The organism is Frankia casuarinae (genome assembly GCF_000013345.1).
Taxonomy (GTDB): domain Bacteria; phylum Actinomycetota; class Actinomycetes; order Frankiales; family Frankiaceae; genus Frankia; species Frankia casuarinae.
In genome coordinates this window covers 2,316,448-2,332,483 of sequence record NC_007777.1, presented here as the reverse complement: position 1 = coordinate 2,332,483, position 16,036 = coordinate 2,316,448, and the positions used below count along the sequence as shown (strand labels likewise).

General features: G+C 68.6%; 8 protein-coding genes and 1 pseudogene. All 9 read right to left on the bottom strand.

The window, feature by feature from the left end; genetic code table 11:
• Positions 1 to 91 precede the first annotated feature (91 nt).
• Positions 92 to 1,132: an SDR family oxidoreductase gene (locus FRANCCI3_RS09965; RefSeq protein ID WP_011436415.1), complete on the bottom strand. Its 1,041-nt coding sequence runs from the start codon at positions 1,130 to 1,132 to the stop codon at positions 92 to 94.
• A 43-nt stretch (positions 1,133 to 1,175) separates the two neighbouring features.
• Entirely contained in the window at positions 1,176 to 4,271 is a 3,096-nt protein-coding gene (locus FRANCCI3_RS09960; protein WP_011436414.1) for an FAD-binding and (Fe-S)-binding domain-containing protein, read from the bottom strand.
• 216 nt (positions 4,272 to 4,487) lie between these two features.
• Positions 4,488 to 5,033, bottom strand: coding sequence for a WS/DGAT domain-containing protein (locus FRANCCI3_RS09955; RefSeq protein WP_011436413.1), 546 nt, complete (start codon positions 5,031 to 5,033; stop codon positions 4,488 to 4,490).
• A 13-nt stretch (positions 5,034 to 5,046) separates the two neighbouring features.
• Complete coding sequence (locus FRANCCI3_RS09950; protein WP_035732345.1) at positions 5,047 to 5,658, bottom strand: wax ester/triacylglycerol synthase domain-containing protein; 612 nt, start codon at positions 5,656 to 5,658, stop codon at positions 5,047 to 5,049.
• Positions 5,659 to 5,990: 332 nt separating this feature from the next.
• Positions 5,991 to 7,247, bottom strand: coding sequence for a DUF2254 domain-containing protein (locus FRANCCI3_RS09945; protein ID WP_023841240.1), 1,257 nt, complete (start codon positions 7,245 to 7,247; stop codon positions 5,991 to 5,993).
• A 109-nt stretch (positions 7,248 to 7,356) separates the two neighbouring features.
• A pseudogene (locus FRANCCI3_RS24390) lies at positions 7,357 to 7,494 on the bottom strand (response regulator); the annotation flags it as partial.
• A 173-nt stretch (positions 7,495 to 7,667) separates the two neighbouring features.
• A complete protein-coding gene (locus FRANCCI3_RS09940; protein ID WP_011436409.1) occupies positions 7,668 to 10,448 on the bottom strand; it encodes a type I polyketide synthase in 2,781 nt (926 codons plus the stop codon).
• 24 nt (positions 10,449 to 10,472) lie between these two features.
• Positions 10,473 to 11,606 (bottom strand): hypothetical protein, encoded by a 1,134-nt coding sequence (locus FRANCCI3_RS09935; RefSeq protein WP_011436408.1) that lies wholly within the window; start codon positions 11,604 to 11,606, stop codon positions 10,473 to 10,475.
• A gap of 65 nt (positions 11,607 to 11,671) precedes the next feature.
• On the bottom strand, positions 11,672 to 15,871 hold the full coding sequence (locus FRANCCI3_RS23365) for a non-ribosomal peptide synthetase (protein WP_023841242.1): 4,200 nt from the start codon (positions 15,869 to 15,871) through the stop codon (positions 11,672 to 11,674).
• Positions 15,872 to 16,036 lie beyond the last annotated feature (165 nt).

Genomic DNA, 16,036 nt, shown 5'->3' with positions numbered 1-16,036 from the left:
CCCACCTGGGCGGACGTTCTCCCCTACCGCTGGGATTCGTCAGGCAACCGAAAGATCAACAGGCTGGCCCGGCGCGCCCGTCGCCGGCCCCCTACCGGTGCCGGGGCATCCGGTCGGCCCCGACTCCCATGCCGGCCCCGACTCCCATGCCGGCCGCGGTGACCACGGCGGCGAGCACCCCGCGGCGGTGCTGGCTGAGCCAGAGTTCCGGGCTGTGGGCGTGGGCGCGGTCGTCGAAATCGCCGTGCGCGCCGTGGTCGCCGGGCACCGGGTAGAAGATGTTCTCGCCGAGCATCGGGTTGTGGTCGTCGGGTGCCTGCTGGCTGGCGTAGCCGGTGCGGGCGAGGTAGCGGTCCAGCAGGGCGGGCGCGATCCGGTTGCCAAGGATGGTGGCGACGGTGGAGACGCCGACCCACATGCTGCGCCGTGGGTGCTCGGCCGCGTGGACCACCGCACGCGCGCCCACCTCGGGCTGGTAGATCGGCGGGACGGGCCGCGGGTGGTGACGCAGCCGGGAGCACACCCAGTTGAACTGGACGGTGTTGAGCGCGGGCATGTGTACCATCACAACCCGCACGTTGCTGCCGTCGTGCAGCAGTTCGGTCAGCACCGACTCGGTGAAGCCGACGATGGCGTGCTTGGCGCCGCAGTAGGCCGACTGCAACGGGATACCGCGGAAGGCGAGGGCGGAACCCACCTGGATGATCACCCCGTGGTCACGTGCCATCATGTGCCGCAGCGCCGCACGGGTTCCGTTGACATGGCCCAGGTAGGTGGTGACTGTGGCGCGTTCGAACTCCTCCGGGGTGATCTGGGGAAAGGGAGCGAAGACGCTGGCCATCGCGTTGTTGACCCAGACGTCGACCGGCCCCAGCTCCGCGCGCGCCCGCTCGGCGGCCTCCTGCACGCCCGCGGCGTCGGCGACGTCCGCGGGCAGCGCGAGGCCGCGCCGGCCCGCCGCCGCCACGTCCGCTACCGCACCGGCCAGACCATCCTCGCCACGGGCCAGGACACCCACGTCGTAGCCGCGGCGCGCGAACTGCCGGACGATCGCCCGACCGAGCCCCGCCGAACCCCCGGTGACCACCACCACTCCGCGCCGGCCGCCCGGCTGGTCAGCTGATCTCCGCATCATCCCTCCGTCCAGTGCCGCGATACGTCCAGTGCCGGGATATTCAGTGGTCACGGATCCGCTGTCCCGCGGCGCGGGCGGCCAGGCCGCCTGCGGCCGCCGCGGCAACGCCGAGACCGGGCAATACCGCCAGCGACGCGGCCCGTGGCGACGAGGGCCGCTCGACAGCCTGCTCCGGCCGGGCTGCCGGCACGTCGCCGAACCGGGCCATGGCCACCACTTCGGCGAGATGGACGGCCTGCCGCCCACCGGCCTCGCCCTGCTCGATCTGTGTGCGGCAGCTGAAGCCGTCCGCCAAGACCAAGGCGCCGTCGGGCGCGTCGCGCAGGGCGGGAAACAGCACCCGCTCCCCGCAGGCCTGTGACACGTCGTAGTGGCCCCGCTCGAAGCCGAAGTTGCCCGCGAGTCCGCAGCAGCCCGAGTCCAGCACCCGCGGGTCCATCCCCATCTCGCGCATCAGCGCGGTGTCCGCGTTGAAACCCAGCACCGCGTGCTGGTGGCAGTGGGTCTGGACCATCGCGGGCCGGCCCAGCGACGGAGGTTGCCAGCCGGGCGTTCGGTCGTACAGCAGCTCGGCGAAGGTCAGGGTCTGCTGGCGCAGCCGGGAGACGTCGGGGTCGCGCGGGAACAGTTCCTCGGCGTCTGAGCGGAAGACCGCCGTACAGCTCGGTTCGAGCCCGACGATCGGCGTCCCGGCCCGCAGGTACGGATGCAGCAGCCGGGTCGTGCGCCGCAGCACCCGCTGCGCGGTGGCCAGCTGGCCCGTGGAGATCCAGGTCAGGCCGCAGCACACCGTCCCGCCGGGCGTCACGACCCGCCAGCCGGCGTCCTCCAACACCTCGATCGCCGCCTGCCCGATGTGCGGGTGGAAGCGGTTGGTAAAGGTGTCCGGCCAGAGCACCACCTCGCCCCGCCGGCCGGATCCTCGCGGCCCGCGCCGGGCGTACCAGGCCTGCAGGGACTCGGACGCGAACGGCGGGATGGCCCGTGCCCGGGCCACCCCGCCGGCGAGCTTCACCAGGTCGGTGAGCCCGGGCGCGGTCGCGAGCGCGTTCACCGTCCGGGGCGCCAGGGAAGCGAGCCTGGCGGCCAGCGGCAGCCATCCCATCGAGTAATGAGCCAGCGGCCGGATGCGCCCCGCATAGTGGTGGGCCAGAAACTCGGCCTTGTAGGTGGCCATGTCCACGTTCACCGGGCAGTCGCTCTTGCAGCCCTTGCAGGCCAGGCACAGGTCGAGCGCGTCGCGCACCGCTGTCGAGCGCCAGCCGTCGCGGATCGGCGAGTCCGGGTGGCCCGCCAGCATCTCGAACAGCAGCCGGGCTCGGCCCCGAGTCGAATGCTCCTCCTCCCGGGTGACCATGTAGGACGGGCACATCACACCGCCGCCCTCGCGGCGGCAGCGGCCGACCCCGACGCAGCGCAGCACCGCCCGGCTGAAACTGCCCCCGTCATGTGGGTAGCGGAAGAAGGTCTCCGTCTCGGCGGGTTCCCAGTCCGCGCCCAGCCGCAGTTTGTCGTCAATCGGATAGGGAGCCACGACCTTGCCGGGGTTCATCCGGTTCCCCGGATCGAAAATCGCCTTGAACTGACCGAACGCGCGGACGATGTCCGCGCCGAACATCTTCGGCAGCAGCTCGCCGCGCTGCTGGCCGTCGCCGTGCTCCCCGGACAGCGACCCACCATAGGAGGCGACCAGGTCCGCGGCCCGTTCCAAGAACTCCCGATAGCTGCCCACCCCAGAGGCGGTGACCAGGTCGAACGGGATCCGGCTGTGCACGCAGCCCTGCCCGAAATGGCCGTAGAGCGACGCCTCGGAGAACCCGAACTCGCCGTACAGCTTGCGTAGGTCGCGCAGGTAGTCGCCGAGCCGGTCCGGGCTGACCGCGCTGTCCTCGAACCCGGGCCAGGTATCCGGCAGGCCCGGCACCCGGGTAGTCGCGCCCAGTCCCGCCTCCCGCACCTCCCACAGCTCGGCCTCCCGGGCCGGGTCGTCGAAGAACGACGCCACCGGCGGATGCGGCGAGGAGCACAGGTCGTCCAGCATCGCCCGGGCCTTGCGGTCGGCCTCCTCGGTTGTCTGGCCGCCGAACTGCACGAGCAGCCAGCCGGCCGATCCCTCGGGCAGCAGCGCCAACGCCTCCGGGTACAGGTGCTTCTCCCGCTCGAAGTGGATCAGCCTGTCGTCCAGGCCCTCCAACGCGATCGGGTCGTGCGGCAGCACCCGCCGTACCGCGTCCCCGGCCGCGGCGATGTCCGGGTAGCCGAGCACGACCAGCGACTGTGCCGGCACCACCGGCACCAGTTCCAGCTCGGCCCGCAGCACCGTGACCAACGTCGACTCGCTGCCGACCAAGGCCCGCGCGACATGGAAGTGCTTTTCTGGCAGCAGGCTGTCCAGGTTGTAGCCGGACACCCGCCGCGGCACCTCCGGATAGCACCGCCGGATCTCGGCCAGATAGTGGTCCCGCAGCTCCCGCACCTGCCGGTACACCTGCGCCCGACGGCCTCCCGCACGCACGGTCTCGACATACTCATCGTCGGATGTCTCCCCCACCCACATCCGGGTCCCGTCATACAGCAGCACCTCCAGGCGGGCGATGTTGTCCACCACCTTGCCGGCCCGCTGTGCCGTCGACCCGCACGAGTTGTTCCCGATCATCCCGCCGAGGGTGCAGTGGTTGTGCGTGGCCGGCTCCGGCCCGAACCGCAGCCCATGCGGCGACAGCAGGTCGTTGAGATGGTCCAGTACAACGCCCGGCTCCACCACGCACCGCCGGCCATCCGGATCCACCGACAACAGCCCGGTGCAGTACTTCGACCAGTCAATCATCACCGCCGCGTTCGTCGACTCCCCCGCCAGGCTCGTCCCCCCACCCCGCGACAGCACCGGCGCGTCATGCTCCCGGCACACCGCGACCGCCTCGGCACCCGCCTCCACCGACCTCGGTACCACCACCCCGATCGGCAGCTGCCGGAAATTGGACGCGTCCGTCGAATACGCCCCCCGGGTGCCGGCGTCGAACCGCACCTCACCATCCACCCGCGCCGCCAGATCCCGCTCCAACGCCGCCGCGCTCACACCACCAGAACGCATCGCCCGGACCCGCCGTACCGGGTCAGGAAGCCGGACCGCGGTCATATCGGCCACCCCGCGCCCATTCCCGCGCCAGGCCTGATCCCCAGGTCGATCGGGAAGTCGCGCATACCCACCCCTCTCCTGCGAGCGTCCCGCACCGACTCTCCGTCAGGCACTCTCCGTCAGGCACTCGACAGGCCACCGCCTCGGCCATTCCCGCACCGGCGACCGGCCAACCATCCGCCCCCACCCACGGCCGCTCCCGGCTACACGCCGTCCTTACGGGTCACCGGCATCGCCCGGGCGACGCCAGCCGCGGCCAGCCCACTCGATCGAGATTGGGCGCCCCTGGTAGCCGGCCGAGGCGGACCCCGTCCCAGGGGCGCGCGCCGGGGCGCTCACCTCGCGACGCAGCTGGTCCAGCCCGGCGGACAGCCGCCCGGCCAGGTCCGCCGTCGGCGGCACAAGGCTGGGATCCGTCGTCACCGAGAGGCAGAGTTCGTCCTGCCAGCCGAGTGCCCCCACCGCAAGCGGCACGCCTTCGGCGAGGGGGACCAGCGGGTAGGTGTCGAGCAGTGGCAGGCCGACGAACTCCCGCGGGCCCGCCGCGCCTGGAAGGTTCGATATGATCATTCCAATATGCCGACCCTGATAGACGCTGCGAGCCGCGGGTCCGCGCAGCGGCGCCGGCAGGGCACCTATCACCCGCAGGGCCGCGCCGGCCGCGAGGATCCGCCCCGGGCGCCGCGCCCGCCGGCCACCGGCGGTAATCGCCCGCAACCGCCAGGACACTGGCATCGGGTCGAGCGGCAGGTCAAGCTGCACCGCCGTGGTCGCGTTACCCAGGTCGTCGCCGATGGCGGTGCCTGTCGTGCGCAGAGAGATCGGCGTGATGGCACGGACCGCCGCACCGCACGGCTGGCCCTGCTCGGCCAGCAGCTGGGCCAGCCTGTGCCACCATGGCGAGCAGGACGTCGGTCACGCGGGCGTTCGCGGCCCGCGCGACTGCCCGAACCTCGGGCAGTCGCAGCCGCACCATCCGCACCCGGCGAGCCGGTCCCGATCGCCCAGACCAGGGGAAGGGGGGCGCGGCTCCGTCCAGCCCGAGCCGCACCATGCCGGTGGTCACGGCCGCCCATCGCGCGGGCGCGGGCGAGGCGGACAGCGAATCCGGCCGCACGGCTCCGGGCTGCCGGGTCACCTCGCGGACATGCCAGGACAGGTCGATACTCCGGGCCAGTTCCCATCTGTAGCCGGACAACGGCCCCGGCGACACGACTCGTCGCAACATCGGGGGAATATCCGCCAGGCGCCGAGCGACATGGGCGCGGATGTCGGCGAGCGTGGGCGAGGAGCTGCCGGGGAGGAGTCTCAGAACCGCGACGCCCCCGACCTGCTGCGGGCTGCGGGGGCCTTCCACCTCGAGGAAGAAGGCATCGGTCGCGGGCATTCGGCGCCGTTCCCGCGGCTGGCTGTATCCCGGCCCCTCCGGACGAGCTCGCGCCCCCGCCCCGCCGGGGCCTGCAACTCACCTTCCTGATCATGATGGCTCCCATGGTGGCCGCCGGCCTCGTCGGTCTCCGGGCGCTACGCACCTATCCCCGAGACGTCACCACAGCCGCGCAGTACGAGGACCGCCACCACTGACCGCGGCAACCGCCAAGCATCCCCGATCGCACACCTCATCCATCAGCACACCCATCGGCGACGTTCACCGGCGGTGAGAAGGTGACGTCTGGGCAGTCACGGGAGGGGATGCAACGGGACATCTAGCCGTCCCGGTCAGCCTTTCCTGGCGGCGAGGCGGCGCTCCAAGCGGGTGACGCGGCAAGCGATGCGCGCCCGGTGCTCAGGCCGAGCCTGCTCGTACACGTCGCGCAGCATGAGGCGCAGCCGGGAGAGCACCCGTGGGGAGTCCTGCGCCCACCGGCTAATGTCGTCCACGCCGATCCGCAGGTAGTCCTCGAGATCGGGTTCCGGCACCACGAGCCGCGGCTGGCCGTCCCGGTCAGTATGGGCCCGGGGCGTCAGGTGCCGCGTGACAAGCCGGCGTAGCAGATCATGCACCTGATCGACCGCCGCCACCGCGGTCGTATGGTCGTTCATGGCTGGTGACAGGGCGCGTTCCGCGATATCGGCCAGCTGCCGGAAGCCGAACGCAATGTCCTGCTCCATGCTCCGCTCGATCTCGATATCCACCGCGTCAATCACGGCCTGCCGGTCGAGGTCTCCGCGGAGGCCGTCGGCGGGGCCATCGTGCACGGTGAACAGCGGCATCCCGGCAGCAACGAAATCACCGATCTTTGGCACGAGCACAACCAGACAATTAGCCTGCGAGGCAGCCCGAACCACCGGTCGGTCTCGCACCACGGCGATAATACCGTTCCGCGGGGCGCTTATGATCTTATATCTTGGGCTGCGCGCGGCCGTCGGCAGAGGTACCGAGGATACGGAGCCGACGCCATCGAAGCGGCGAGCGATGCATCGGCGGGTCTGCGTGCCGATCGAGGCCAAGATCTGCGACACCCGGACCGCATTGGTCACGTGGTGGATATAAGCGATGAAGAGCACAACGCTGATGAGTACCAGCAGAACCGACAGAGTGACAGCCGTCCGCGGCACAAACGACCGGGCCGTGTCCGCGCCGCGGACCGAGCGCAGGACCGCCAGCGCATAGACGAAAGTCGCAACGAAGACACCCAGTGCCAGTTGGGTGAGGCGATCCTGAAGGAAGGTCCGCAGCACCCGAGGCGAGAACTGGCCACTGGTCAGCTGCAGCGTCACGATCGTGATCGAGAACACCAGCGCGGTAAACGAGATCATGGAGGAGGCGACCGCGGACAACACGGATCGTGCACCGTCCGGCCCGCCGCTGAACAGGAACGGCAGCGCGGCGGACAGCCCCCGCTCATCCAGCCAGGGAACCGAAACGGCAAGACCAACCGCCAAGGCGGTACACAGGGCCGGAATCGTCCAGAAGCTGGTCCACAGCCGGCGCGCGCGGGACCGCCACATGCCTTGTTGCCGCGCGGACAGCATGGCCAGGAGATGCCCGTCAGCTGCCCGGCTGACCCACAGGTGAGGCGCGCGTCGCGGCCGTCCCGAAGGACCACCCCCTCCGCGCAACGGATCTCCAGGGGGCCGACGGTCAGCGCCCGCGGCTCACCAGGCCCGGCAGGTCCCCTGAGGTACGCAGGCGACGGCACACCTCCAAACCATCCATACCCGGCAACATCAGGTCGAGCAGAACGGCGTCCACCGGATGCGCGGCAACCTCCACCAGGGCCGCCTCGCCCGTAGCCGGCTATCGTCGCCCCGCCCAAGCCGTTACCATCGACCTTCCCACCCAGCAGATGAGCCACCCTTGCGGGTGCGGGTTGGCTCTCGGGATGCCGAGACACGACACGTCGAACGACACCGGCGGCCTGTCCCGGAGGCATCCGCGCCACGGACCGCCGGCTACCCCGTCAGGGTGCCTGGGCCGGTGCCGGGCAGGTCCTGCGATGCCGCCAGCTTTTCCACGTAGGCGCGGATAGTCGGATGATCGGTGAAGACCGAGGCCCGGACGTCCTGCTCCAGCTCGGCACCCAGCCGTGCCGCGATCTCGATCAGATTCAGCGAGTCCAGCCCCAGCGTGAAGAGGTTCTGATCCGGGTCCACCTGTGCCGCATCGTCCAGTCCGAGCATTTCCGCGACCTGATGTTGGATGAAATCGATGACAAGTGCGGGTCTCTCGGCGTCCCGTGCCGTCTCCACTCGGTCGCGCAGCGTCCCCTCCGCCGGCGCGGGGCCGGCATCGGTTCCTCCGGCAGTCGCCGGAAACGCGTGCTCGTCCGCCTCGACCCAGTAGCGCCTGCGCTGGAACGGGTAGGTCGGCAGGGGCACGCGCCGATGTCCCTGGCCAGCATGCAACGCCGACCAGTCGAGGCTGACGCCGCTTGTCCACAGGCGCCCCGCGGTCGCCAGCCACACGTGTCGGGCGTCGTCGTCGGGACGGGTGCCGTCGTCGGGACGGGTGCCGCGCGGGTCCATCTCCAATGGCACAACCTTCCGCCCGGATGATGTCTCGCGCCGACCGTCGAGCAGGAGGGCGAGACGTTCCTCGGCGTCGGGAGTCTCGTCACGCGGCCCGACCCAGCCCGCCGACGGCACCGGCGCACCCACGTCCAGCCAACCGTTGACTGCCGCGGACCACACGGGGTACCGGGGGGCCGCTGGCGTGAGGTTGCCGGCCGGCTCGCCGTGCGCCTGCGCCCAGGCCAGCCCGAGCGCGGACTCGAGGGGGAAGATCCCGGCGAGGCAGGCGGCGACCAGATCGCCCGAGCCGAACCCCACCAGCGCGCTCGGACGCACACCACATGCCGTCCAGAGCTCGGCGAGAGCGTACTGCCCGACGAAGGCGGCGACGGCGTCGCCATGCCGCGCACGCAACAACGACGCCGGGTCGGGTGTCCGCGGCCTCACCCCGAGAGTCTTGAGGGCCACCGCGCACCGGTCGACCGCGTCGCGGAACACAGCGACGTCGCGGTATACGGCGGCGTCGCGGTACAGGCCGGCGAGAGGGGTGTCGTCGCCGTTCTCCATAAGACGGTGCGCGAAAACGAAGACTACGTCGGCCTCGCCGTCGGCAACCTGCCCGGTGGACACGCGGTCGGGCTCCCCGAGCGCGAGCGTCAGTGCGGCGTCGTGGACGTCCCGGCACACCAGCGCCCGTCGGTACGCACGTGCCCGGCGTCCCACCGCGAGCGTGTACGCCACGTCGGCGAGGTCGAGCGTCTCGCGGTGCACGCGCAGATGACGCGCCAGATTCTCCGTTGCCTCCTCGAGCGCCGCGACCGAGCCGGCAGAGATCATCAGCAACTGCCAGCCGTCCGAAGGCGGCACCCCGGGCTCGCGTTCGCGGGGCGGCGGCTCCTCAAGAATCACATGGGCGTTCGTGCCGCCAATGCCGAACGAGCTCACGCCGGCACGTCGCGGGGCTGTGCCCGATGCCGGCCACTCCTGGGACTCCGTGGCGACGCGGAAGGGATTGGCGTCGAAGTCGATGTCGGGATTGGGTTTTTCGAAGTGCAGGCTCGGCACGATCCGCCGGTGTCGCAGCATCAGCGAGGTTTTGATCAGTCCGGCGATCCCGGACGCCGCGTCCAGGTGGCCGATGTTGGTCTTGACCGAACCGATGGCGCACCGGGCGCCTGCCCCTGTCTGCCGCAGGAACACGTCCTGCCGCAGGAACACGTCGGTCAGGGCGGCGAGCTCGACCGGGTCCCCGAGCGGGGTGCCGGTACCGTGGGCCTCGACATAGGTGATCGTCTCGGCGGCGCAACCGGCAAGAGCCTGAGCCTCGGCGATCACGGCGGCCTGGCCCTGCACGCTGGGAGCCGTGTAGCCGGTCTTCGCGCCGCCGTCGTTGTTGACCGCGCTTCCCTTGATGACCGCGTGAATCCAGTCGCCGTCGGCGAGCGCGTCGGCCAACCGCTTCAGGACCACGATGCCGACACCGCTGCCGAGGATCGTGCCCTGCGCTCGGGCGTCGAAAGCCCGGCACCGGCCGTCCGGCGACAGGATCATTCCCTCCTGGAAAAGGTAGCCCTCGGCCTGTGGCACCTTGATATGGGCCGCTCCGGCCAACGCAAGATCGCACTCTCCGCCCAGCAGGCTCAGGCAGGCCAGATTGACGGCCACCAGCGAAGTGGAGCAGGCGGTGTTCACGTTCACCGCCGGGCCCCGCAGGTTCAGCTTGTAGGCCACGCGCGTCGCCAGGAAGTCCTTGTCGTTGCCTATCATCAGCCGGTAACGTTCCAGCGTCGACCCGTGGCGGAAACGGCCGGAGAGGTTGCGTAGAAGGTAGGTGTTCAGCCCGGCGCCGGCATAGATACCGATCGGTCCGGGGCAGGTGTCCGGGTTGTAACCGGCGTTCTCAAGCGCCGTGAGCGCGCATTCGAGGAAGTGCCGTTGCTGTGGGTCCAGGAGCTCCGCCTCCTCGCTCGTGATCCCGAAGACCTCGGCGTCGAACATCTCGATGTCGGCCAGTATCTGCCCGGCCCGCACATAGCGCGGGTCCGCCACGAGTGCGGGGCCGACGCCGGCTGCCAGCAGTTCGGCCTCGGTGAAGAAGGTGGTGGTCTCACGCCCGTCACACAGATTCTGCCAGAATTCCTCGACGGTATCGGCCCCGGGAAAACGGCACGCCATCCCGATAATAGCGATGTCGGAATCCCGGACGTCGTCTGGTCGTTCCATCGTCTCCCCCTTCAGCGCAGACTCTCAGTCGAGTCGGATGCCCATGTCCGCGGCCACGGTACGCAGGTCGAGGAAACTACGGGCGACATACCGGGCGGCGTCCTCGCCGGCATCAAGCTGCTTGAACACCTCGACGAGGGCCTCCTCGTGCGCGCCGGGGTCCCCCTCCCCTGCCGCGATCTCGAACACGATCGCCCTGAGTCGGTCCTCGACCTCGGCCACATCGACCGATCGGGGGAACTTGACACTGTAGGTGGACCGGTCGTAGTCCTTGTTTCGGTTGACCGCCCGCACATAACTCGACGCGTTCAGCTTGTAGAACATACAGCCCCAATTCCTGAACGAGTAGTAGTTGAGTAGCGGAAAAAGCGTGCAGTGGGTCTCGAATGGCGAGGATTCGTAAATTCCTTTCGCCTTCAGCTCCGCGACGATCCGGTCGGGGTCGTATTCGTCGCGTAGGGCGACGAAGGGAAAGACAATCTTCGGCAGCTCACGCTCGTCGGCGAACAGTAGTTCCTCCAGCCCGCCCGAGAAGAACTCGCCGGTCCGGTCCCGGCCGAAGATCTGGTAGAAGTTCTTAACGATCTTCCGGACGTTCGACTCCATCGTGAGCGTCTGTTGCGGGTCCGCGCACAGGATGATGTAGGGGATGTTGTTCCGCCACGCGTGCAGGATTGCCCGGATGACAAAGAATGACCGGCACGAGACACAGGGAAGTTTCTCGTCCAGGTACTTACCCGGCCGCTCCGGGACCGGTCGGTTGAACACCTCCCTCATCATGTCCTTTATCTTGTCGGACCGGTCGGTGACGAAGGTGGCCGGGATCCTCTCCTGGGCAAGCCGCATGTTCGCTGCGGCATGGCTGCTCTCGAAGGGAATTTCGAAGGTGTAGGAGACGACTCTTTTATGGTACTCGTTCACGAACTTGTCCAGCATGTACGTGCTGTCCTTGCCACCGCTGTACATCAGCAGGCAGTCGTAGGGACCACGCTCGTTCGGCCCGCTGTTCGCGAACTCCTCGTAGGTTCTGGACACGTAGGTGAAGTTCTCGAACATCTCGACCGCGACGTCGAGGCTACACAGGTTGCACACGCCGTCATTGTCAAGTGATATTCCCGGATGACCAGCGTTCAGTGAACAGATCTTGCAGCGGACCATTCCTCACCTTCCCAGCCGAGTTTTCGAACGCGTCGCCGCCGGGCCCGCCTCATGCGCCGGGTGCCTCATGCGCCGGGTGGCTGGCGGGAGCTGAGACCACCACGTCTGCGCCTGAGGCCCGCGAGTGCTGACCGGGAACGCCCCCCGGATTCTTCGGGTGCCCCAGCTCGTCCGGGAGGGTGTGGCGCGCCGGATCCGGCGTCACCGGACCGGCGTGGCGCAGCGGTGGACAAGTATGCCGCCAGTCCCCGGACAGTCGGATAGGCGAACATGTCGACCCGCGTAAGCGACTCGGACAGCTCCGCCTGAAGCCGGATCAGAACCTGCATGAGCAGCAACGAGTTACCGCCGGCGTCGAAGAAGTTCTCGTCGATTCCGACCTCCGGCACCCCCAGGACACCCCGCCAGATGCTGGCGACTGCCGCCTCGAGCTCGCTACGGGGCAGGACCCGCTCTCCGCCTGCGGGCGGGAGAACCTCAGGCGGCCCCGGTAGGGACCGACGATCGATCTTGCCGTTGGCTGTCAGCGGCAGACGTGTCACGGTCACGAACGCAGCCGGGATCATGTAGGGAGGTAGTCGGGTACGTAGGTACCGCCGGAGTTCCTCCGGCCGCGCGCCGAGGCCGGATTCGGCCGAGACGAGGTAGGCCACCAGCTGGCGGTTACCGGGGGCGATGTCGCGTGGGCAGACCACCGCCTCAGCGATGCCGTCATGCCGGCGCAGAGCTTCTTCGATCTCACCGGGTTCGATGCGATATCCGTGCAGCTTGACCTGGTTGTCGACCCTGTGGAGGTAGTCAATCCGGCCGTCGGGCAAGTGGCGCACGATGTCCCCGGTCCGGTACATGACGGCGGACTCGTCTGGTCCGAACGGGTCTCGGACGAACCTTTCCCGGGTGAGCTCCGGCTCGCCGAGATAGCCCGCGGCCACCCCGTCCCCACCGATGTACAGCTCGCCGGGTACCCCGGGCGGCACCGGCTGAAGCCATCTGTCGAGGACGTAAAACCGGGTATTGGCGATCGGTCGCCCGATCGTAACCTGCCGACCCGGCTCCACGCGGTCGACCGAGGACCAGATCGTCGTCTCGGTCGGGCCGTAGAGGTTCCACACCTTCGCAACCCGCGCGAGAAGGCCGTCAGCGAGGTCGCGAGGCAGCTGTTCGCCTCCGCACAGGGCCGTCAGGCCACGGTCACCCTCCCAGGCCGCGGCGATCAGCATCCGCCAGGTCGCCGGGGTCGCCTGCATGACCGTCGGGCGGCTCCGCTCGATCCGTCTCCGCAGTTCGAACCCGTCACTGGCGACATCGGCGGGTACCACCTCGACCTGCCCGCCTGTCACCAGCGGCAGGAGAAGCTCGAGGTAGGCGATGTCAAAGCAGACCGTGGTCACCGCCAGCAGGCGGTCGTACTCGGTAAATCCTGGAGTCCGCGCCATCGAGCACAGAAGGTTCGTCAGGGCCCGGTGGCCGACATCCACCCCCTTGGGCCGGCCGGTCGACCCCGACGTGTAGATTACATAAGCACGACCCTCCGGTGACCCTCGGTCATATTTTTCCTCGTCAGATTCCTCGTCATGTTCCTCGCCCGGACCGCCCCCGGCTGTCGCGATCACATCCCAGTACTGATCGAGCGTGACGACGGTCGCCGGGCAGTCCCGGACATCGGGCTCCAAACTCGTCCGGGTGAGCAGCAGTGTCGACCCCGAACTGGTGAGCATCTGAGTGATGCGGTCGGGTGGATACACCGGATCCAACGGCACAAAGGCCGCTCCGGATTTCATCACGCCGAGTACAGCGACAACAATTTCTTCCGACCGCTCGAGGTAGATGCCGACAAGGCTGCCGGGACCGATGCCGTGGCGACCGAGGAACGCGGCGAGGCGCGTCGACCGTCGATCAAGTTCGCCGTACGAGAGACTGCGATCAGAGCAGACGACGGCGGGTGCCTCGGGACGGCTACGTGCCTGCCGTATGAACAACTGATGCGCGCACAGGTCGCGCGGGTAGTCGGCGTCCGTGTCGTTCCAGGTGACAAGCACACGTTGCGTGTCCTCGGGCGACAATAGCGGGAGCTGGGTCAGATCGGCCGTCGCGGAGCCCGTGAGGGCCTCGAGGAACGCGACGAACATGGAGCGCATCGTGTCGGCCGCACCAGTTTGCAGGACGTTCTCGGCGATGAGCCAGCGGCATCCCTCACCGTCTCGCGGGATCTGCGCGAACAGCACGGTCGCGGACCGCGGCTCGGCAGCGACATCGAGATTGTCAACCAGCTCGACGGCGACCGGCATGCCGCGCTCGGCCCATGGCGCGCACGCACGTAGCTCCGCGTGACGAACCCCTAGGTCGCGGGGGTGGCCGCTACGCCCGCTGAACAGGCGGAGCTGCCTGGCCACCTCACGGCGGAACTCCAGGAAACCCCGGCTCTCGTTGAGCGAGGGCACCCGGAACGGCCGATGGCGGGCAAGCGGTATGCCATCCCCGCCCGAGGCGTCGGATTCGGCTTCCCACGACAGGTCGACGTCCGGACCGTCCGCACCGCTGAATCGAACCAGGAAGGCCAGCAGCACCGTGAGCAACCATTCGGACCTATCGCGCCCCCGGCCGTCACCATCCCGTGCGGCCATCTTCTCCTCCACGCCGGCGAGATCAGCGGGGACGGGGAATCGGATATCCCGGTACCGGTGCGGCGGATCCGCGACCGGATTACGGCGCGGGAGGTCGAGCGGCTCGACGGACATCAGGCGCCGTACCCAGTCGGTCTCGTGCTCGACAACTCCAGCCGGCTCCCCCGGCTCAACCGGCTCAACCGGTCCGACCGGCCCGGCCAGTCCCTTCGTCCGCCGGCCGGCCAGCTCCTCCGGGGCAAGTTTCGGAAGCGCACCGAGGGGGACCTCCGGGGCGGCAACCATCGCCTCCAACAACCGCCGAACCTGGGATCCCATCCGTTCTACCGTCTTGTCGGTGAAACGGCGGCGGTCATAACCGATCCTGAGGATGAGGCGGTGGTCGTGGTTCGCATAGAGAGTGAGCGGGTAATTCGTCTGCTCCTCCAGACGGAATTCCCGGTGCCGCCAGGAACCCCCCAGCGACCGCAGCCGGGTAGCAGGCAGGTAGTTCTCAAAGATGAGCAGACTCTCGAACATCGGGAGCGAGGCCGGAATATCACTCCAGGTGTGGATACGGGTCGGCGAGGTGTGCTCAAACTCTCGCAGCGCCAGCTGATGCCGTCGCAGCCGCTTCAGCAGCTCGATCACGGTCATCGTGCTCGGGGCGACGACGCGGAATGGCAGCGTATTGAGAAAGAGACCAAGCATGTCCTGGGCGCCGTCCAGGAATCCGCGACATGCCCGGGTTGTACCGAATACTACGTCATGGCGGCCACTGAGCTGTTGCAGGAGGACCGTCCACGCCGCCTGCACGACGTTATTAGCGGTTACCTGTTGCTCACGGACCAGGAGTTCCAGTGCCCTGGTCATCTCTTCCGAAAGCTCGGTCTCCACGGCCGTCAGGACGTTCTCACCGGGGTCGGGGACGCGGACCACGTCGACGACGAATGGCGTGGGCTCCGTAACACCAGCCAGATCGGCACGCCAGAACGACTCCGCTGCGACAAGGTCCTGCTCGGCCAGCCAGGCGACGTAGTCCCGGTACGGGCGCGGACGGGGACGCTCGGCCCGGCGCCCGACGAGCAGGTGATCGTACCGTTCGAAGAGTTCCGCGCTCACCATGAAAAGGGAGCGCCCGTCCATCAGTGCATGATGGGTCGTCCAGACGAACTCGTATTCATGATTATCCATGCGGAAGACCGCGAACCGCATCGGGGGCCCGGCCGCGAAATCGAAGGACCGGCGCTTGTCATCGTCGAGGTATTCGCGCAGGCTCTGTTGCCGAGTTGCGCTGTCCAACTGCCTCCAGTCCCGCGCGGGCAAGGACACATCGACATCACTGCTGACCACCTGGCTCGGACCGTCCGGATGGTCCAGCAGAAGCCTGGTCCGCAGCATCGGATGCCAGTCGAACAGGTCCCGCAGTGCCTGCTCGAACACCGCCAGATTCAGCTGCTCCCGCAACGTGAACAACTTCTGCAGAACGTAGAATCCCTCGCCGGGAGCGCTGCCACTGTGCAACAGCATTGCGTGCTGCACCGCCGACAGCGGAATCCTTTCCACGTCTCCGCCCGACCGCACGGCTCCCGACCCGAGGCGGCGCGCGCTCGTCGGCGCCACCGGACCTGGCGAGGTGCCGCGCCCTTCCGGGTTGTGCATATCGAGCCTCTCGTAACGTTGGGTCGACTTTTCCGACCGGAGGTCTGGCCCCACGGCGAGGCTATGTGGAAAGCCGACCTGGCCCAGACTACTGGAATTCGAAACGGCTTCCTCTCGTCGCCACGAGCAGGTCAACCTGCCGAGCACCACTTTCAACCGGTACTG

Excerpts from the sequence above, each read along its gene's own strand:
- FRANCCI3_RS09965 (WP_011436415.1), bottom strand. The coding sequence starts at position 1,132 with ATGCGGAGATCAGCTGACCAGCCGGGCGGCCGGCGCGGAGTGGTGGTG.
- FRANCCI3_RS09960 (WP_011436414.1), bottom strand. The coding sequence starts at position 4,271 with ATGACCGCGGTCCGGCTTCCTGACCCGGTACGGCGGGTCCGGGCGATG.
- FRANCCI3_RS09950 (WP_035732345.1), bottom strand. The coding sequence starts at position 5,658 with ATGCCCGCGACCGATGCCTTCTTCCTCGAGGTGGAAGGCCCCCGCAGC.
- FRANCCI3_RS09945 (WP_023841240.1), bottom strand. The coding sequence starts at position 7,247 with ATGCTGTCCGCGCGGCAACAAGGCATGTGGCGGTCCCGCGCGCGCCGG.
- FRANCCI3_RS09940 (WP_011436409.1), bottom strand. The coding sequence starts at position 10,448 with ATGGAACGACCAGACGACGTCCGGGATTCCGACATCGCTATTATCGGG.
- FRANCCI3_RS09935 (WP_011436408.1), bottom strand. The coding sequence starts at position 11,606 with ATGGTCCGCTGCAAGATCTGTTCACTGAACGCTGGTCATCCGGGAATA.
- FRANCCI3_RS23365 (WP_023841242.1), bottom strand. The coding sequence starts at position 15,871 with ATGCACAACCCGGAAGGGCGCGGCACCTCGCCAGGTCCGGTGGCGCCG.